This is a genomic window from Burkholderia pseudomultivorans (genome assembly GCF_902499075.1).
GTDB lineage: Bacteria > Pseudomonadota > Gammaproteobacteria > Burkholderiales > Burkholderiaceae > Burkholderia > Burkholderia pseudomultivorans.
In genome coordinates this window covers 171,010-189,984 of record NZ_CABVPP010000005.1, presented here as the reverse complement: position 1 = coordinate 189,984, position 18,975 = coordinate 171,010, and the positions used below count along the sequence as shown (strand labels likewise).

Annotated in this window: 16 protein-coding genes, 1 pseudogene and 4 riboswitches; of the genes and pseudogenes, 6 read left to right on the top strand and 11 right to left on the bottom strand. The window is 63.1% G+C overall.

Annotated features, from left to right (window positions below):
* Window positions 1–6: 6 nt before the first annotated feature.
* A complete protein-coding gene (locus BST28156_RS06530) occupies window positions 7–423 on the bottom strand; it encodes an endonuclease/exonuclease/phosphatase family protein (RefSeq protein ID WP_174901757.1) in 417 nt (138 codons plus the stop codon).
* Between the two features lie 488 nt (window positions 424–911).
* Here BST28156_RS06530 and BST28156_RS06525 point away from each other — a divergent pair, with 488 nt between their 5' ends.
* Both BST28156_RS06525 and BST28156_RS06520 read left to right on the top strand, forming a co-directional pair.
* A complete protein-coding gene (locus BST28156_RS06525; RefSeq protein WP_174901756.1) occupies window positions 912–1,454 on the top strand; it encodes a Chromate resistance protein ChrB in 543 nt (180 codons plus the stop codon).
* Window positions 1,455–1,587: 133 nt separating this feature from the next.
* Window positions 1,588–1,649: riboswitch (Fluoride riboswitch) on the top strand.
* Between the two features lie 57 nt (window positions 1,650–1,706).
* The gene (locus BST28156_RS06520; protein ID WP_174901755.1) at window positions 1,707–3,035 is read left to right on the top strand and encodes a hypothetical protein; all 1,329 of its coding nucleotides are present in this window, start codon (window positions 1,707–1,709) and stop codon (window positions 3,033–3,035) included.
* On the opposite strand, the gene BST28156_RS06515 is transcribed toward BST28156_RS06520, so the two are convergent.
* The 8 genes and pseudogenes from BST28156_RS06515 to BST28156_RS06485 form a co-directional block, all read right to left on the bottom strand.
* Window positions 3,021–5,015, bottom strand: a complete 1,995-nt coding sequence (locus BST28156_RS06515) for a proton-conducting transporter transmembrane domain-containing protein (RefSeq protein WP_174901754.1) — start codon at window positions 5,013–5,015, stop codon at window positions 3,021–3,023. The two genes, BST28156_RS06520 and BST28156_RS06515, sit on opposite strands and share 15 nt — an antisense overlap.
* A complete protein-coding gene (locus tag BST28156_RS34665) occupies window positions 5,005–5,478 on the bottom strand; it encodes an NADH-quinone oxidoreductase subunit B family protein (RefSeq protein WP_244131384.1) in 474 nt (157 codons plus the stop codon). Before BST28156_RS34665 ends, BST28156_RS06515 begins: the two co-directional genes overlap by 11 nt.
* Before the next feature lie 69 nt (window positions 5,479–5,547).
* A pseudogene (locus BST28156_RS34960) lies at window positions 5,548–5,721 on the bottom strand (4Fe-4S binding protein); the annotation flags it as partial.
* A 126-nt stretch (window positions 5,722–5,847) separates the two neighbouring features.
* Window positions 5,848–7,335 carry a hydrogenase large subunit gene (locus BST28156_RS06505; protein ID WP_174901752.1) on the bottom strand — a complete coding sequence of 496 codons (1,488 nt, stop codon included), beginning with the start codon at window positions 7,333–7,335 and terminating at the stop codon, window positions 5,848–5,850.
* Window positions 7,332–8,810 carry a proton-conducting transporter transmembrane domain-containing protein gene (locus tag BST28156_RS06500; RefSeq protein ID WP_174901751.1) on the bottom strand — a complete coding sequence of 493 codons (1,479 nt, stop codon included), beginning with the start codon at window positions 8,808–8,810 and terminating at the stop codon, window positions 7,332–7,334. The genes BST28156_RS06505 and BST28156_RS06500 overlap by 4 nt, the downstream gene beginning before the upstream one ends.
* Before the next feature lie 2 nt (window positions 8,811–8,812).
* Window positions 8,813–9,493: a hydrogenase 4 membrane component (E) gene (locus BST28156_RS06495; RefSeq protein WP_009687407.1), complete on the bottom strand. Its 681-nt coding sequence runs from the start codon at window positions 9,491–9,493 to the stop codon at window positions 8,813–8,815.
* 8 nt (window positions 9,494–9,501) lie between these two features.
* Window positions 9,502–10,449 carry a respiratory chain complex I subunit 1 family protein gene (locus tag BST28156_RS06490; RefSeq protein WP_060175092.1) on the bottom strand — a complete coding sequence of 316 codons (948 nt, stop codon included), beginning with the start codon at window positions 10,447–10,449 and terminating at the stop codon, window positions 9,502–9,504.
* Window positions 10,450–10,671: 222 nt separating this feature from the next.
* Window positions 10,672–10,742: riboswitch (Fluoride riboswitch) on the bottom strand.
* A 50-nt stretch (window positions 10,743–10,792) separates the two neighbouring features.
* Window positions 10,793–11,161, bottom strand: coding sequence for a DUF190 domain-containing protein (locus BST28156_RS06485; RefSeq protein ID WP_060175034.1), 369 nt, complete (start codon window positions 11,159–11,161; stop codon window positions 10,793–10,795).
* 247 nt (window positions 11,162–11,408) lie between these two features.
* Window positions 11,409–11,479: riboswitch (Fluoride riboswitch) on the top strand.
* Between the two features lie 115 nt (window positions 11,480–11,594).
* Between BST28156_RS06485 and BST28156_RS06480 the strand changes: the two genes are divergently transcribed.
* The 4 genes from BST28156_RS06480 (at window position 11,595) to BST28156_RS06465 (ending at window position 15,763) form a co-directional block, all read left to right on the top strand.
* Window positions 11,595–12,065 carry an HAD family hydrolase gene (locus tag BST28156_RS06480; protein ID WP_174901749.1) on the top strand — a complete coding sequence of 157 codons (471 nt, stop codon included), beginning with the start codon at window positions 11,595–11,597 and terminating at the stop codon, window positions 12,063–12,065.
* Between the two features lie 14 nt (window positions 12,066–12,079).
* Window positions 12,080–12,625 carry an inorganic diphosphatase gene (locus BST28156_RS06475; RefSeq protein ID WP_060175032.1) on the top strand — a complete coding sequence of 182 codons (546 nt, stop codon included), beginning with the start codon at window positions 12,080–12,082 and terminating at the stop codon, window positions 12,623–12,625.
* Window positions 12,626–12,765: 140 nt separating this feature from the next.
* Window positions 12,766–12,836: riboswitch (Fluoride riboswitch) on the top strand.
* Window positions 12,837–12,910: 74 nt separating this feature from the next.
* The gene (locus BST28156_RS06470) at window positions 12,911–13,627 is read left to right on the top strand and encodes a hypothetical protein (RefSeq protein WP_174901748.1); all 717 of its coding nucleotides are present in this window, start codon (window positions 12,911–12,913) and stop codon (window positions 13,625–13,627) included.
* Window positions 13,628–13,645: 18 nt separating this feature from the next.
* Window positions 13,646–15,763, top strand: coding sequence for a dynamin family protein (locus BST28156_RS06465; protein ID WP_174901747.1), 2,118 nt, complete (start codon window positions 13,646–13,648; stop codon window positions 15,761–15,763).
* Window positions 15,764–15,794: 31 nt separating this feature from the next.
* Here BST28156_RS06465 and BST28156_RS06460 read toward each other — a convergent pair whose 3' ends face one another.
* Both BST28156_RS06460 and BST28156_RS06455 read right to left on the bottom strand, forming a co-directional pair.
* On the bottom strand, window positions 15,795–17,342 hold the full coding sequence (locus tag BST28156_RS06460) for a MutS-related protein (protein WP_174901746.1): 1,548 nt from the start codon (window positions 17,340–17,342) through the stop codon (window positions 15,795–15,797).
* Entirely contained in the window at window positions 17,339–18,874 is a 1,536-nt protein-coding gene (locus BST28156_RS06455; RefSeq protein ID WP_174901745.1) for a MutS-related protein, read from the bottom strand. The genes BST28156_RS06460 and BST28156_RS06455 overlap by 4 nt, the downstream gene beginning before the upstream one ends.
* Between the last annotated feature and the right edge of the window lie 101 nt (window positions 18,875–18,975).

Genomic DNA, 18,975 nt, shown 5'->3' with positions numbered 1-18,975 from the left:
CACGGACTACTCCACGCCATCACCATCATGCCCCACGCGCGCGCGAATGGGGGAAACGGTCGGGCCGAGCCGCTTACGGATCTGCGGCCCGTTGGGGCACAGGTGCGTCGAAACGAAGGTGATCGGCGCCGCGCCGCCAGGCACCTCGACCTTCAGCATCGCCATCGCGTGATGAAAATGCGTGTTGTCCACCTCGAACGACAACGCACGCAGCGGCGCGCGAATGAAGATCGCGACGTTCTGCCCGGTTCGCGGCGCCACGCCGAGAAAGCCGCGCATCGAAAGGCGACGTTCCCACTCGTGCAGCCGCGCATGCCCGTTCGCATCGAGCCCCTTCGCCTCCTGCATCAGGAACACGTCGGGGCGAAGTGCGTCGATCAGGCCAATCTGCAATTCGAAGCGCCGATCGTCGCTGCCGTCCATGCCGGCAAACAACGTGTTGTAGCTCAGAACCGAAATATTCACTTCGTAGTCCTCTTTTCTTGACCGGCACTCAACGGCAGCCGGCCTCCACTAGGTTCACGTTCATCCGGCCTTACGCGTTGCCGTTGGCCGCGAGCCGATCGCGCATCGGCAGCCTACGGCGGCGGCGCCTCGCCGACCTGATGAATCGCCCCGGACAACTATAATGTAACCATCGTTACATTACAAATAGCAAAAATGATATATGAAAATGTTCGCCCGTGATTTACCGTAACGACTTCCGCCGCTGGCTGCGGCCGGCATCGATCACCGGGACGCCCGGCGTGGCGCCGTGCCTCGCGCGTCCGGCGCACGGCGCGGAAAGCGTCCGGCACTGTGCAAACGGGTTCGCGTTTCGCTGACAATGGCCCCGGGTTCCGCCACGTCGAATGCGTCCCGCCCCTACCCGCACGCTTGCAGCGTTACCGCCGTAACACTATTATTGCGACATGAACGCTCTCAACTGGCTGTTACTCACTTACAAGGTGCCGGCTGAGCCCGCAAAAAAGCGGGTCGGACTTTGGCGCAAGCTCAAGGGAATGGGCGCCGTGTATCTGCAAAGCGGCGTCTGCCTGCTGCCCAAGACCGACGATCATGTCCGGCGGCTCAAGATGATCGAGAACGACATCGTGGAAATGGCCGGCGAGTCCGTCATTCTTGAAACGATCGCGCTCGATCGCGGCCAGGAGGAAAAGGTCGTCGCCCGGTTCCGGGCCGACCGCGACGAGGAGTATCGCGAACTGCTCGACAAATGCAGCGACTTCGATGCGGAGATCGAGAAGGAAACCGCCGCCCGCCACTTCACTTACGCGGAGTTGGAGGAAAACGACGTCGATCTGAAGAAGCTGCAATCGTGGTTCGAAAAGATTCGCAAGCTCGATTTCTACGGCGCGCCGCTGGCAGCCGAAGCCGAGGAGCGTTTGCGCGAATGCGAAGCCCACCTGGAAGGCTACGCACAGCAGGTCTTCGACGCGCACGACGAGAATCGCTGATGCCTGACGCGGCGGCAACCCGCCTTCGCGTGCGTCGGTTCGCACCAACGGCCTCCTGCCTTCGCCGGCACGACGAGGGCGGAGACATCCCGCATGCGGCTACCGTGGCGTTGCACGTGCCGCTGCGCTAGACTTCAAGCGAGGAGATGGCATTCTCCGTTGAACTGCCTCACGGCTGATGATGCCTACGGACCCCTGACGGGGCGTGGGCATCATGTTGTGTCCCGCTTCGTTGGATCACGTATCCCAGCAATGGACGCCGCCGTGATGCATACCAAGCATGATGCTGCCCGCCCCCACTCGCCGCTCCCCGCAAGATCGCCGGATCGCATCCACCGTTCCGCCCGTGGCTTGGCCGATTCCGTCGAACATTCGAACGAGCCTAACAATGACGCATGCAAATGCGTCGTTTGCGAGCAGCTCGACGACATCGACATGCAATATTTCGGGCGAGTGCTTCGCAACGATCGCGCGCGCAGCACGCTGGCGCAGACGCTCACACTCAGCATGGGATTCTGCCATGCGCACGCGGCGCGGGCTGCCACGCTGCGCGGGCAAACGTCCGACACGGTGCGTGACTCGATACGCGACGCGGAGCGCCATTTGTGCGACCTGCTCGATCGAACCGCGCTTCAGGACGAACTGATGCAGGATATCGTGTTCGGCGCGCGCGGCCGCTGCCCGGCTTGCACGTATGTCCGTCGCGTAGAAGGGCGGGTACTGGCAAGGGTGCAGCGCGAGCTCGAACAGCAGAAGCCGTTCTCACCGCCGCCGATGTGTTTCGTCCACCTGCAATCGCTGATGCAGCGCATCGAGCCCAAATTGCTCGTGCGGACGAAACGCCTGCTGCGCGCCCGCTCCCTCGCCGTGCTGGGCGAGATCGATCGTCCATGCGCTTCTCACGACGATCGCATAACACAGGTATGTCGGCGTCTCTATCCGTTCGCATTCAACAACGGCGTGAATTTGCCGGCCGCGCACTGTGACTGCCCGATATGCGAGGACGTCGCCATCGCTCAACGCCGATGGCTCGGCACCGCGATCGACAACGTTCGCCTCCGGCAACCCGGCTGGATCGCGCTGCCGACTTGCCACCGGCACCTCCTGCTGTGCATACGCCAACCGGACTCCGATCTTCAGCACGCCGCGCTCGCCCGCTATTTCGAGGCCGCGCTGCCTGGCCGACCGATGACCACCCCGACCGCACCGCTTTCGCCCAGACGCCGACGACGAAAGCACGCGCGCTGGTTCGACCCGCGTCATGACACCCGGCCCGAACACGACCCCGTGCAAGGTAACGAAACCCAGCCGCGCGAAAGCTGCCCGGGATGCGATGCGGAAGAAATCGCCGCGCGCAAGAGTGTCGCGCGCCTGATTCGCAACGTGTCGCGCGCGGAGTATGACGACGCGCTGGCCCGTGCCGTCGAAGGCGTCTGCCTCAAGCATTTCGCCGAGGCCTTCATATATGCGTCGGAGCCTCACATCGAGCAACGATTGCGCCGCGCGCTCGGCAACATGCTTCGTCGCGACCGCGAAACCGGCGAATGCGGAGCGAGCCAGCAGGCGCTAGACGAGTGTTAGCAGAAGGATCGCAACTAGCAATGCGCCGATCAGCGCCAGATAGAAGTTGAGATTGCCCGATTGCAGCGTCCGGAGCTTTTCCGCGCAGTAGCTGACGGCGCGAATCGCCGGATCGAACAGATGGCGCTCGAACAGGTCGGTGACGCCCGCGGAGAACACCAACCGCTTGATGAAATATTCTCGCTGTTCGTGCTCGCGCGTCGTCATCACGGTCGGCTGGTACACGAAGCTGTAGAACGTGCGCATCGCATTGGAAAACGTCAGTGCCGTCGTCATCGCATCGCGCGGGCTCGGCGTCATCCCGCCGAACCAGACCGGCGCCCGGCGGGTTTCCACATGCTTCGTGAACCACAGCAGCGCGATCGGCAGCAGCGACAGCAACGGCATCACGATGATCAGCTTCGACGGCGAAATGAATGCGAACGTGTCCGTCAGCGGCACGAGCAGCCAGCCGGATACCATCGCCTGCGGCGCATTCGAATCGAACAGAGCGCGCGCCCCGCTGGCGAGCGCGTTCAGCCATAGCGGCGCGCCGACGGCGACGGCCAGCACGCACATCCCAAGGATGCCCACTGACACGGCGCATGCCCTCGGCACGCGTGGCCCGACCTCGTCGTCCGGCGGTCCGAGTAATCCCAGGCCGAATACCTTGACGAAGGTTGCCAACGCAACCGCCGCGGCCAGCGCGAGCCCGGCGCCGGCCAGCACGAGCACCAGCCGGCCGATGAATGACGACAGGTGGAACCCCTGAAACACCGACTGGAATACGTACCACTCGCTGACGAAACCGGCCTGCGGCGGCACCGATGCGAGGCTCATCGCGGCAAACAGCGCGCCGACGCCCAGCAGAAAGCCGCTTCTGCGCAGCCATCCGCGCGATACGATGTCGAAGTTGCCGGATGCGGCGAACACACCGTCCGCCGCCAGAAACAGCGCGCCTTTCGCGAGCGCGTGGCCAGCCAGGTGGAGCAGCGCGACCGTCCATGCCAGGCCAGCCAGCGCCGGGAGGCCGTCAGCGCGAAAGAGCTGCGTGACGCCGAGCATCACGACGGCAACCGACGCATTTTCCGCCGACGAGTAGCTGAGCAGCGCGCGCCAGTCGTCCTGCTGAAACGCGAAGAGAACGGCCAGTATCGAACTGGCCACGCCGACGGCGATCGCGATCACGCCGAGCCCGAAAGCCGCTCCGCCGTCAACGCCGACGTCCAGCCAACCGTTCCACGATCGGCTCAGTGCGAAATACGCGGCATTCAGCACCACGCCGGAGAACAGCGCGCCTGTCGCGCCGCTGCCCGATGAATAGGCCCGCGGGAACCATTCGTAAAACGGTACGAGGCCGAGCTTCGCGCCGAAGCCGATCAGCAACGCCACGCCCGCGAACCACGAGACGACCTTGCCCGACACGCGGCCGTGCGCGATGAAGCCGTCGTAGCCGATACCGCCCGCCGCGTGGCCGAGCACGATGATCGCGAACATCAGTGCGACTGCGCCCACCTCGAGCAACGCGAGCATCAGCAACAACGACCGACCACCGTCCTGCTCCGCCCGCTCTCCCGTGAGCATCAACGCACCGCCCAGGCTCATCGTTTCCCATGCGACGAGCAACGCGATGCCGTCCTGCATACCAACAACGCCTAACGCACCGAGCAGACTGAATGCGGCGCCCGCGTGCCAGCGCCCCGACCGGGCGCCGAGCGGCGAACCAACCCAACAGGCGAACATCGCCGGCACCAGGCCAAAGCCCAGTAACCACACACCCGCTGGTTCCATCGCAAAGCTCACCGGTTGTCCGGCGAGCGCCACGTCGAGCGGCACGGGCGCAGTTCCATACGGCAGCGCCACGAGACAGGCCAGTATGCCGAGCGCGCACCCCGCCCCGAGCAGAACGCGCACGCCGCCGAGCCATGCCTGCGCGGGCGCGAGAAGCGCAGCGAGTACCCAGGCGGCGACGGCAAGGCCGAACAGCACGTTAGCGTTCAATTTCGCCTCCCCTCATCCGTTGCCTGCTTCGTCCGACGAGCATCAGCAGCGCATGCAGCAGCGCCGCGGGATTCGGCGGACAGCCGGGCAGATAAATATCGACAGGCAATACGCCGTCGAGCCCGGTTTCGCACGCGTAGTTCCCGCCGGTCATCCCGCCAGATACAGCGCAGGTGCCCGTCGCGACGACCCAGCGCGGCGACGGCATCGCGTCCCATGTCTCCAGCAATGGCTGACGCATCGCTTTCGTGACCGGCCCGGTAACCAGCAGCACGTCCGCGAACCGCGGCGAAGGCGTGAAGAAGATGCCGAGCCGATGCAGGTTGTAGAACGGATTGTTGAGCGCCTGCAATTCCGATTCGCACCCGTTGCACGATCCGGCATCCACGTGGCGGACGTGCAGGCTTCGACCGAACGCACGCCGCGTGCCGTCGGTCACTTCCCTGACGATGCGCTCGCTCATCGCGGCGTCCCACATCAAGTCCGCGCGCTCGTGCACGGCAACGGCCCAGTCTTCCGACGGCTTGAAAGCGCCGGTCGGACACGCTTCCGTGCAACGCTGGCACACGATGCAGCGCCCCCAGTCGACGACAGGGGGGGCCGCATGGCCGTCCCGCGACGGCATGAATGCGATTGCGTGTGTGTCGCAAACGCGCGCGCACGCGTCGCACCCCGGCTCGCACTTCGCCGGATCGAAACGCGGCATCCCAAGCACACCCTGCTGGCCATCCGCATCGTCCGTCAACGGCCAGCCGGTGCTCGCACGGCCTTCCTTCAACCCGAACCAGGTCCAGAGCGACATGGCGTTCAAGCCTCCCGTTCCTCAGCGGCGCTAGCGCGCACATCCCGCGATCGTGAGCCCGAAGCTTGCCTCGTTGATCGCATAGTCCATCATGTTGCTGTCGTACACCGTCGACTGAAACACGCGCCAGTTGGCGAACGACGGCGACTTGATCTTCACGCGTGCAAGACATCCAGCGTCGTCGAAATGCACGGCATACATGACCGTCCCGCGAGACGACTCGGCCCACCCCAGTCCTTCTCCCGCGGCCGGCACCGGACACGCTGCGAGAATCGGGCCGTCAGGCGCCACGCCGTCGATCGCGCGTTCGACAAGGTCGATGCTTGCGCGCAGTTCGGCGATACGCACGCGCATCCGCGCGCAAGCATCACCGCCTGCTTCAAGCGCAACGGCCGGCCGAAGCGTGCGGTACATCGCATAGGGGTGATCGCGCCGCAAATCCCGATCGACACCGGACGCGCGCTCGACCGGGCCCGTCGCCCCCTGGTCAAATGCGAGCTGCTGACTGAGCGGAGCGGTCGAGATCAATCGATCCAGATGGCTCGTCGTCCGTTCGATCAGGCCAATATAGGTTTCGATTTGCGGTTTCAAGCACGAAACCCCTTTCGCCACCGCATAGATGTCGAGCTCGCGCCGAATCCCGCCTGGCCAGAGCACATTTCGCAGAAATCGGCTTCCGCACGCTCGTGCATTGATTTGCTTGGCTAGCTCTTCCAGCAGCTTTCCCTGCGACTCGCCAACCTTGAGCGTCGTCGTATGACACAGGTGGCCGAGATAATGCAGATGGTTGTAAATACGTTCGAGTTCAGCCGCGATGACCCTGAACCACTCGGCTCGTTTCGGAACACTGCATTGCGCCGCATCTTCCACCGCTTGCACGTAAGCCAGCGCTTGAGCGAAGCTGTCGACTCCCGACACCCGTTCGGCAAGCAGCGTGGCAGCCCCGCACTCCATCCCTTCGAACTGCTTTTCCATCCCGCGATGCTTAAGAAAAAGATTGGGGTGATAGTAGAGAATCCCCTCGCCGACATAGTAGAAAACGAACTGTGCGGACTCGAGCACATCGGCCCGAACAGGCCCAAACGGGAGGAGCTGAACATGCTTGCCCGACACCGCCGGCAGCGACGGTGCGGATAGTGCGGCGACCAGCTCGCCCGTACACGCGTCGGCCGGCACGAGTGGCCCGGTCGGGGCATCCGGCAAGCAGGCGGTCACGAGCCTCTCGGGTTCGGGATGCCCGAAGAAAGCAATCCCGCTCATCTCCATGATCTCGCGCTCCTGCCAGCCGAGCAGCGGGCAAACCGCCGCCAGGCTCGGGACGGGATCATCGCCGACGTCCACCGACCATCCCAGACAGGTCTCGTATCCCGGGCGCGTTGCCACGTAGCGAAGCCTGGCCCGCCCGGACGCGGAATACCATGCATAAACGCCCTGCATTCTCCCGCCATTTGCGAGCAGCTGCTGCGCGGCCGGCTGCAGCTCGTCGAGCTTCAGCGATATCGTTTCGCAATTCTTCATCGCACGCCTCCGCCCAGATCGGCCGCGACCGTTTGAAAGAACCGCCACAGTGCGTCGGGCCACCAGATTCCGAACACGAACACGGGCACAATCGCGAGCCACATCGGCACGGTCATCCACGCACTCGCGGCGGTTGAACCATTGCTGTCGATCGGCGTGCTCTCGGGCAGCCGCGTATCGAAATACATCGACCGAAAATGATTCAGGAAGCCGATGAAAATGACGATCAACAGCGTGAGCAGGACGACGACGGCCCATGTGTGCGATGTCGCGAAACCTGCGCGCATCAGCGTCATTTCGCTCAGAAACAAACCGAACGGCGGCGCACCGGTAATCGCCACCGCGCCAGCTAACCACAGGGCGCCGGTCACCGGGAAGCGAACCCACACGCCCCGAATCGCATCAATGTTCTTCGTGCCGTAGAGGCGCATCATGTTGCCGGCGCCGAAGAACATCAGCGACTTGTTCAGCGAATGATTGAGCATGTGATAGAGCACCGCCGCGATCGCCAGCGGGCCGCCGAACCCGAACCCGAGCGCCAGCACGCCCATGTGCTCGACACTCGAATACGCCATCAGCCGCTTGATGCCTTGTTGTCTGACGATGAAAAGCGCCGCGACGAACAGCGAGCACACGCCGAACGCGACCAGTACGACGCGCGGCAGCAGCGAGGATCCCGATGCATCGGTCACCGTCAGGAAGCGCGCGACACCCAGCATCGCCGTGTTCAGCAGTGCGCCGGACAGCATCGCGGACACGGGAGCGGGCCCTTCACTATGAGCATCGGGCAACCAGGTATGCATCGGAGCGAGCCCGGCCTTCGTGCCATATCCGACCAGCACGAGCAGGAACGCCATTTGCGTGAGCGCCGGATTCATCCGCGGCGCCGCGTTTCGCAAGGTTGACCACGTCATGTCGTAGGTCGGCCCGAGCACGAGGCTGCCGGCCCAATAGAAAAGCACCGTGCCGAGCAACGCCAGACTGATGCCAGCCGACACGACGATGATGTACTTCCATGCGGCCTCGATAGCTTCCTGCCCATGCTCAAAACCGACGAGAAAGGTGCTGACGAGGGTCGTCAACTCGATCGCGATCCAGTAGACCCCGACGTTGTTCATCAGCGGACCGCAGATCATCGTTGTTGCGAACAGTGCGAACAGCGCATAAAAGCCCGGCAAGCGCGCGACCTCGTCCTTCAGCAAGCGCATGTAGCCGATCGCATAGATGGACGCGAGGCAGTAGACCGCGCACGTGCAAACGAGCGTCCACGCGGCGAGCGCGTCGAGGATCACATAGCCGGCGACGAACGTGCGCGGCCCGTCCACATGCGCGACGAGCCACAGCGCGCCGGTCACGCAGACGGCGGAGGCCGCGAGATTCGCATACTCCGCCACGCGGCCGCTGCGCCCCGCCACGGCAATGACGGCGGCCAGCAGCGGTGCGACGACGATGGCCACGAGCCAGCACGGAATCATGATTACCCCACCAGACGTCTGAGTTCACGGCTGCTCGTGCTGCCCACGTGCGCGACGAGGTAGCGAACCAGCACTCCGAAGCTCACGACGATCACCAGCAAGTCGAACAGCAGCACCAGTTCGATCAGGAGCGGCATACCTGGCACCAGGATCTGCGATCCGAGAAAAATGCCGTTCTCGAGAATCAACAGGCCGAGTACCTGGCTGATCGCCTCCTGCCGGACAGCCAGCATCAGGAAACCGATCAGCTTCATCGACAGCATGACGGTCAGCGCCAGCACCACCACCGTGCCGCCGAGGCCGAGCGCATTGCCGAGATGATTCGACACGACGAAAGCGAAGAGTACGAGCAGCGCACCGAGCACGAGGCATGAACTCGGCTGCAAAATCACGTGCAACTCCCTTTCGACGGCCAGGCGCGCAATGATCCGCCAGATCAGGTACGGCAGCACCATCCCGCGGAAAAAGGCCGTCAGCACCGCGACGAGGTAGAGCTCGTGATAGTTCCCGTAATAGCCCACCGCGCCCGACAGCGCGGCAATCAGCCACGATTCGGCGGTAAACGCGAGGAGATAGTCCTTAAGCCATCGCGAGCCGAGCATGACGAAGGCCAGCAGCAGGCTGCCGATGGCGAGCAGACTGAACAGCGAAGCAGCAAGTGGGCTGAGGTTGGCGAGGAGCATGGGAGCGATCACCTGAGCTGGTTGGCAGCGATCGCGAGGATCGCGAGCATGAACGACGCCGCAAGCGGCTCCTGATAGCGAAAGAAGCGCAACCTCGACTGCGCGGTCTCGACCAGCACGACGACGAGCACGACGACGAGCATTCTCGCGAACAGCCCTGCGGCCGCACCCAGCGCACCCAGCGCCGTTCCGTGCCGAGACAGGCCCCACGGCAGGGTGAGCACATTGCAGAAGATCGTGTAAAGGATAAATTGCTTCATCATCGACGCCCATTTCAGCAACGCCAGCAGCGGCCCGGAGTATTCGAGAATGCGTGCCTCCTCGATCATGTAGACCTCGATATGCGTGCTGGAATGAATCGGTAGCCTGTCCGTCTCGACGAGCAGTAGCACGAAGAACGCAAAAACCAGGAAGAGGTGCGCGGGGCTCCAATAGACGGATGGTTGCTGCACCAGCAGGTGGTTGACGACGAACGGCAGCATCGCCTTGGCAAGCAGCGTGATGCCGACGAGCACCAGAATCAGCGTCGGTTCGGCCAGGATGCCGAGCATCACGGAACGGCTCGACCCGATGCCGCCGTACGCACTGCCTGAATCAAGGCCGGCCAGCACGATCGCGAACGACCCAAGCGTAAGAATGAGGCCGCCGCCGAGGATATCGCCCATGTCGGACAGCGGCAGTGGGAAATCGGTCAGCACGGGAATCAGGATCGGCACCGTCAGCATGCAGGTGAACGCGACGACGGGCGCACACCAGAAGACCCACGATGCCGTGTTCGGCACGACGAGTTGCTTGCGGAACAGTTTGCGCAAATCGCGGTAAGGCTGGAAGATGCCTGGCCCCTGGCCACGCTGGACGCGCTCTTCCCATTGAAGGATCACACCCTGCAGCAGCGGCGACAACGCGAGGACCGTGACGACCTGCGCGATTTGGAGCAGGATGTCGCGCGTGCTCACGAGCGGACTCCCGCACCTGCGCCGCGGCGAACGGCGGCGCATACGATGCCATGCGACGGTTCGGATCGTCGCAATGCAATGCGGGAGCGGGAACTGACAGGGTTACGCCATGAAGGCTCGCCGGGGCATCCCATTTTTGTTCGCTTTATTCAGGCATCGATATGCCCGGGATGCTCGTGAATGCGAGCCGGCCCAAGAATGCCTACCGGCCCCGGCGCCCGGGGACTGGTAGGCATCATCAGCCACGCTAGAAGGCGCGGCGGTTTAGGGAGAATGCCATCTCCACTTGGTGCAGTATCGAGTATAGGAAACTCGTCGATACATGCAAGGAAGCAGATTTGCGCTAATGCATCCGACGACCGAAGAGCGAAAAGCGCTTCTTCCCTGCGGCGGGCGCATCGTCGCCGAGCACACCGAACTCGATCGGAGAGCGCGTATAGAACACATGCACGTGCTCGGCCTTCACCGCTTCGAGCAACCGCTCGGCCTCATCCTCCGTGACGGCGAGGATGATCTGCACGGGCTGATCGTCGAGCCGCAGCATGTGCGCGGCATGATGCGTGCCGGCATGCCCGGTTCCTTCCGCGCAACCGATGACCGTGGCTCCGTGAATGCCGAGGTGCTTAGCCTCGTGAAGCAGCCATTCGGTGATCGTATGATGGCCGTGCCGGCGATTCTGTTCGGTGTAGAAAGTAAGCTGGTAGCCGTTCATGTCTGCCTCCGTCAAACGACACCAGAACACACCGTCACGCAAGCGACGGCACTGATGGACACACTGTCCTGCCAATCATTCTAGTTCATGGATGCGCGGCTCGGACGCCGTTGCAGTGCAGGATCGACGGCACCACGCCGAGACACGATCACTCCCCATTAAGCTGCCGTTGAAAGCTGGTGCAGACATCTCGCATTGTCCCTGATTGCGTCCCGTCTCGGCATTGCCTACAGTGGGTAGAAGCTATTCGATCTACGGAGATGGCATTCTCCGCCAACCGCCGCGCCTTCTAGCGTGGCTGATGATGCCTCCAGCCGTCCGGCCATCGGAACGCTGTGGCATCGCCCGCTTCCCTCCAAGGCTGGATGACTCGCTGAATCGGCCGACTGCGCTGTCGCAAGTCCACGCTCGTGCAGCGCGCAAGGAGAAGCGGATGATCTCGATCGACATCCCGGGTTGCCATGTGCTGAACCTCGAGCATCTCGTGCTCGACTTCAACGGAACGCTTGCCGTCGACGGCAAACTGCTGGACGGCATTGCGCTGCGCATCGCCCAGCTTGCCGACAAGCTCGACATACATGTCATGACCGGAAATACATACGGGGATGCCCGGACACAACTGCGCACGTGCCGGACCGAAGTGATCTGCCTGCCGCCGGACGGGCAGGCCGAAGCCAAGCGCGATTACGTCCTGCGTATCGGCGCAGAGCACGTCGCGGCGATCGGCAACGGCCGAAACGATGCGTTGATGCTCGAACATGCCGCGCTCGGCATTGCCGTACTTGGTACGGAAGGCTTAGCGCGCGAAACGCTGGGAGCAGCGGATCTCGTCGTGCGTCACGCAGTCGATGCGCTCGGCCTGATCCTGTTCCCTAAGCGGTTGATCGCGTCGCTGCGTCGTTAGCCGGGGAGCATGTGATGAACTACGACAATATCGGTGTGGGCAGCAACGTCCCCGCCAGCTTCAATGTGATCGTCGAAATGTCTGCGCTCGGCGACCCGGTCAAGTACCAAGCTGATCCTCAGTCGGGACGATTGCGCGTCGAAACGTTCATGATGACCAGCATGCGCTACCCGGCCAACTACGGATTCGTTCCGGAAACGCTCGCGCCAGACGGCCGCCCGCTTGACGCGCTCGTGGTGACGCCGTTTCCGGTCGTTCCCGGCGCCGTTGTCGAGGCGCGTGCGCTCGGCACGATGCATCTGACCAACGAACGCGGCCCCGACACGAAGATCATTGCAGTGCCGGTCGACACCGTCTGCCCGCTCACTTCAAAGGTCCGCACGCTCGACGATCTTCCTCTGCTGGTGTTGCACGAGTTTCGCCATTTCTTCGTCAACTACAAGGTGTTCGAGTCCGGACGGTGGTCGCGCTTCGAGCGCTGGGGTTCCGATAACGACGCCCACGACGAGTTGCTCGGCGCCGTCGCGACATTCCGCGCTGCGCGCGAGCATGCCGAATAGTCCTTTTTCTCGTCGCCCCGTACGGCGCCGCCGCATGCGGTCCCGCTGCCCGCGTGCGCCGCGCAAGTTGATCGTCGCTGCCTTCGCCAAACGATTCCATTCGCGTTGCCAACACGAAATGCCGTCATTAGAATAAAACTGTCGTTACGGGAGATGGCATACCTCCGCGAACCGCCGCCGAGTCGACGCGGCTGATGATGCCTACGGTTCCTGGTCAGGAGCTGCAGGGTCATTGCCATGCCCCTGTCCAGGCTTGTGTTCGTTTCAGCCTCCCGGACAGCGCACGTGCTCTCCTCAAGTACTTCGCGATCGCCACCCGCCGGCCTCCGGCTTTCCGACGGAGAAATCGACTTCCTGTGGTGGTTCATCCAGGGCAGCATCATGGATGCCGACGTTCGAGCACGCCTCGACGCCCACTGGGGAATGTGTCCGCGTCATGCCCTTGGCTTCTTCACCGTCGAGGCTGCTTTCAGACCGCACCTGATTCACGGCAGCGCGATTCTGTACAACGAACTGATGGCGCGCGCGGTGCGCGTGCTCGCCGGCGGCCTATACGGCTTCGCACCGGCTACGATCATGCGCCGGCGATTGCAGCCTGGCGGCCCCTGCCACATGTGCAGCCTCGGCTACCACGCCGACACACCCGGCAATTCGCCCCCCGAGCGGCTCGCCCAGGGACGCGATCTCGCAAACGCCCGCTCATTCGCGCGCGATAACCGGCGCGGCTGGGTGCCGTACATTTGCGGGCGTTGCGCCGGCACCGACAACCCTGCACTGTGTCGCCTGCACCTGATCGAATCGGTCACACACAACCACGGCCAAGATCTGAAGGTCCAGCGCCAAGCGGTCATCGGCATATCGACGCACCTTGGTCGTTTCGAACATGCCTTCCGCTGGGATAGCCGGGATACCGATACCGACGAGGATCGCGGCGCGCTCGTCGCGGCGATCGGCTGGTGTAGCGGCTGGCAAGACATCCTCCAGACATTCGATGCCGATTGAAGAAGAGGCGACGAGATCATGGCAACCGACGACAGACACGGCACCTTTCCGCCAGCCTACGCGAAACGGATCACGGATGCGTTCGCACAAGTGGACGCTTGCCTCAGCGACGCGCTGCACTATCTCGATCCGGTGTCGCGCGCGTCGCCGTTTCCGACGCGCATCGCCGACGGCGTTCCGGTCCAGTATCAGCGTCTGATCGGCGAGTTCGATGAGCTCCGTGCGGTGATGCGCACGATCGCCGATCGGCACGGCATCTCTCCCACAGCACCGACTGCAAGCGCGGTGGAATGCTGCCGGTTCCGTATCAGCGAGGCGATGGTCGCCATCGCGCAGCTCGATCCGCGCATCGAATCGGGCATGCCGGCTTCGATCAACCCTGGCCTCTCAGACGACCTCGAAGACGATGCCTGCCGGCTCGTGGACCACATGATGTCGTCGCTCGCCATCCTGCAGTCGGCATTGTCCGACAACGCGGACGACGTAACGCTCCGGACATCGCACGCCGACGCCGCGCCGGACACGCGGCAGCCGACGCCCGCGCCCGATGAACCCAGCCCGCTCCTCGGCGAGCTGGAGCGTATAACCGTCTCGCATGGCCTCGGTGACCTGCACCGCCGCACCCTTGACTTCGCACGCCACCACACGTGCGGGGACATCGTTGTTGGGCTGTTCGGCGCTGTCGGCACCGGAAAATCATCGCTCATCAACAGCCTGCTCGGCGACGCACTGCTGCCGGTCGCCGCACTGCCGACGACCGTAGTGCCGGTCGAGATCCGTCATGGCGCGAGCACACGAGCAAACGTGGCATTCGCGACCGATCGGCCCGAAACGATAGGCCGGGCTCGCGTGGCGGAATTCGTCGACACTCATTTCAATGCGGACAATTATCGGGGTGTCACGCGTATCGTCCTTCAATCGCCCGCGTCCCTGCTTGCGAGCGGCGTGACGCTGATCGACACGCCCGGGCTGGACTGGGACGCCTCCGGCGCGCAGGAACGAGCTGCGTGGCCTCTGCCGTGGTGCGACATCGCCATCGTCCTGCTCTCCGCGAGCGCTCCGATCACGTTGCGCGAGGCCACGCTCGTGCGTGAGCTCGGCAGTCGAGGCGCACGCGTGATCGTACTAGTGACGAAGATCGACCTTGTCGGCGCGGACGATCGCTGGCGAATCTACGATCACGTCGTGGCAGGGCTCTGGCGCAGCACGAATCTCGAGGTCCCGGTCTACCTCCTCAGCATTCGGGAGAACGATCCGCCCTGGCACCGCGCGTGGGCCGACGGACCGCTGGCCGACGCGCTCGCCCAGTGTCGCGAACAACGTGCAACCCTGCGCCAGCGCCAACTCGGGACCCTGAGGCGCGACATCCTCGATGCACTGCAGATCCGGTTGCTCTGGCATTCTCCATCGGCCCAGTCCGACACACGGATCGTGGAAGCGATAGACGAACTGACCGCCAGCCGCAACATGATCGCCGTCGCGTTCGATTCGGCCGAGTCGATCGGCCACGCCCGTCGCCACCCCGAGCCCGTACTGGCAGCCCTGCGTACGGAAATCGCACACAATGTCGCGGCGCTATGGTCGGAAACCCGCGATACATCCTTCGATGCCACCCGCCTGATCGAGCTCGCGACGCAGGCGCATGCGCGATCGATTTGCGGTTCCACGACACGAACGATCGAATCCCTCCATGCGTGCGTCGATATCGCACTGCATCGAGCCGCCGAATCGCTCGGCCTGCCCAAGCTCGCGCCGGCCGTTCGAACATCGTGCACGGCGCCGGTCTTTACATGGGAGCGCGAGCTGCCGACCACACTGTTTCCATGCGCGATAACAGGCCGCCTGTTCGGTCGACCGGGCTTCCAATGGTCGGTGTACAAGCGCCTCCCCGAAAGCACCGCGATGCAGATTGTGCAACGCTCCCTTGTGTCCTATTTCGACGCACTCTCGGAATGGAAATGCAGCGCGCTCATGTCGCTCGCGCGTATGCTCGACGAACAGATCGAAAGCCTGCAACGCGTGCGACACGGAGCCGACGCACCGGCGAAATCGACCGCCGAGCAACTGCGGGACGACATCAACAGGCTTCGCTCATCCGAATTGAATGGCTCCTCAGGCGATCGAGCATCGACCTGATCGGCAGACGCACGCGCGGGCGCCGGTCTCGTCATGCGTCCGAGGGTGCTTCCGACTGCGAATCGCGTTCCTCGATGATGGCGGAAGGTTCGACGAAAATCTGGCGATACAAATCCTGCCCGAAGCTGGTTTGCAGCGGTTCGCCTCCGGTCAGCCTGAACGTGCGCGTGCCGTCGTCCCTGCGCTCGGCGCGCAGGAACGTCGCCGGTGCCGTCACGGTGTCGTGCAGCCCCTTGGCGAGCGTAAAGAGATGTGTGACGAGCGCGATCTTCACACGGCTTTCCAGCAACGCATCGACGATCTGCCGCCCGATGTCCGACCCTTCTCGCTCGTTCGTCGATGCAAACGATTCGTTCGACAGGAAAATCGCGTGCTCGGCCAGATGATCGACGGCGACGCTCATGCGGCGCAACTCCTCGTCGAATTTGCCACCGCGCATCGACGGATCTTCCTCCCGCTTGTAGTGGGTAACGATCATCGATGCCACGTTCGCTTCGAATGCGTCCGCGGCAACGAACGCACCGGCCTGAAGCAGAATCTGTGCGATGCCCAGACTGCGGAGGAACGTCGATTTTCCGCCCTGATTCGCACCGGTCACCACGATTAGATCGCTCCCGTTCGCGTCGACATCGTTGGCGACCGGCGGGCGGTCCATGCGCAACGCCAGAGTCGCGTCATGCAGTTGAACGAATCGATGCCGGCGCTCGCCGACGCTATGCGGAACGGGCATGCAGATCGGGATTTCGCGCCGCACCAGTTCGGCGCGCAGGTTCACGCAGCCAAGATAGAAAGCCAGTTCGGCACGCAGCATCAGGAAAAAGCTCTTGATGTGATCCGCCGACTGCGCGAGGGCATTCGCCACGTGATTGATTCCCCTCGCTTCGAGGTCGGTTAGCGCGCGCGCGCCGTTCTCGTCCCGATCGGCAATGCGGAACGTGCGCGACGGCGGGCGCGGAGCGAGCCATCGCTTGACGAGATTCGACTCCTTGTCGTGCGGCTTGCGCAGGACATAATGCTCCCCCTTGTTGCCTTTCCCCGGCTGTGCGCTGATCAGTGCGCCGTCGTTGAATTTAAGCGCCTTGAGGCACTGCGCGATCGTGACGAAGTAGTCGTCGGTCAGCGCTTCGCGGATGACCGCAAAGAACTGCCGAAATCCCGAAGACTGGAATTCACCGGTCTGACGGTCCGCGACGCGTCGCAGCTTGCCCAGCACGCCGAGATACGCCTGGACAATATTGCGCGCGCCATGCAACACGCTGCTGGCCGATCCCGAGAGTCCCCAGTAGAAATTCTTGCGCTCGAGTTCAATCGCTTCGACCGCCAGATCGTATAGCGCACGAACGACTTCCTCGTGTTCGATGCAGTCGGCGAGGACGGCCTGTCGGTACAGGATATCGTCGAGATCGAGGAGACTGACCGGCAGCACCTTCCTGGCGACGCTGTAGACATACTCGTCGCCGGCCGCCATCGCGCGATATAGCGTTTCGAGCTCGAGATCCTGAACGAGCGTATCTTCGTTCCAGAACGCTTCGCGCCCCCATGGAAAGTCGTTCGATGCGTTGAGCAGGTGTGCTTTCATGATGCAAGCCGCTCCTTGATGCGCTCGTAGGTGAGCCCGTATTGCTCGGCGACCGACACGGCATAGGCGCGGCCGTCGGCTGGCCTGCGCCGGACCCGGAACGTGCGGGCGGAAGGATTGTTCGTGCTGATCTCGCTGACCATGCTGACCGTCTGCGGTCCGATCCGCGCCAGTTCCTCGATGAAGGTCACACACACGCCAAGGCTGTCGCGCTCGATCAGCTCGCCGATGATTCGACGGCACAGGAACAGCGAATCCGACAGCGTGGTCGAGCTGAAGATCTCGTTGACCAATACGATGCTCTTCGAAGTCGCCTTCGCAAGAATGCCATGAATGCGCATCAGGTCGTCCTGAAGCTTGCCGCGCAGATCCAGCGTATTCTCCTCGCGCTCGAAATGCGTGAAGATCCTGTCGCACAGAAACAACTGAGCTTGCTTGCCGGGCACGGGAAGCCCCAGCTTCGCGAGATAGTGCAACTGCCCGAACGTCCGCGCGAACGTCGTCTTCCCGCCGTTGTTCGGCCCTGACACGACGAAGATGCGTTCCGGCCCGTCGAGCCGCAGGTCGTTGCAGACAACACCGATCTTGTCGGCACTGAGCTTGTGGGCCAGCACGATGTCATACGTGCTCTCGCAACGAATCGTCTTGCTGGTCGCGGATACCGACGGATAGCTGAATGGCAAACCCGCCTCTCGGCACGGCTGAATGTATCTGCGGAACGCGAGATAGAACTCGATCTCCCGGTCGAATGCCGCGATCGTCCCGTCGAGAAAGTGTTCGTGACATGTTCGAAATGCGGTCAAGCGTGCAAACGGATCAGGCTGCAGCTCTGCGACGCAGTCCAGTACCTGAGCCTCGACGTGGTTCATCTCGGGCCAATCGCGGAATTCGACGCCGTGATCCTTGACGGCGCCCTGCTTGAACCGATCGAAAATCTCGAGGATATAGGCGCCGTAGTCGCTTTCGCCGTCGAAGTTGAACACGGTGACGGCATTGCCATGCACACGGTAGCAGTAGCGGACCGATTCCAGCGCCGTGCGAACGGTATCGACATCCCGCTCGAGTGTCGAGAACGCATCGGATGCGACGTAGTCGGCAAGCCACGCGCCGAAGGTCGTCAACCCGCTCGAGTGCGGATGCCCGTCCAGCAGCGCCACGGAAAACACCTTCACAGCCCGGCAGTAGGCCGAGGTGGCCGCGTGAAACCACCATTGCTTCTGCCGGACGTAGTAGAGCCGCTCCGCTTCGCCGACGCACGCACGCACCTTGCGCATGGCAGCGGCGAATGCCTGAACGCTGAGCAGCAAGTCGTCGTCGTCGAGATCGCGCATGACCGCCTGACGATAAGCGACCGCGCTCTCGCGATTCAGCTCGACGTAAAAGAACGGTCCGAGATCGTACTCGTCGAATCCTGTCGTCGCGTCCTTGACGAACTGATTCAGGTTCAGGTCTTGAAAGAATTCCGGTTCGCCCGGCTGGACTGGTGGCGGTCCGTCCTCGGTGGTCTCGAAGAGGATGCTGTGAAAAACCATGGTCGTTCCTCCCGCTCATCGCTCGCGGCCGCGGAAAATCCTGCGCGATCGCATTGCAACTGGATAACGAACCGGGAAGCGCCACGAGCGTGGCCAAACAC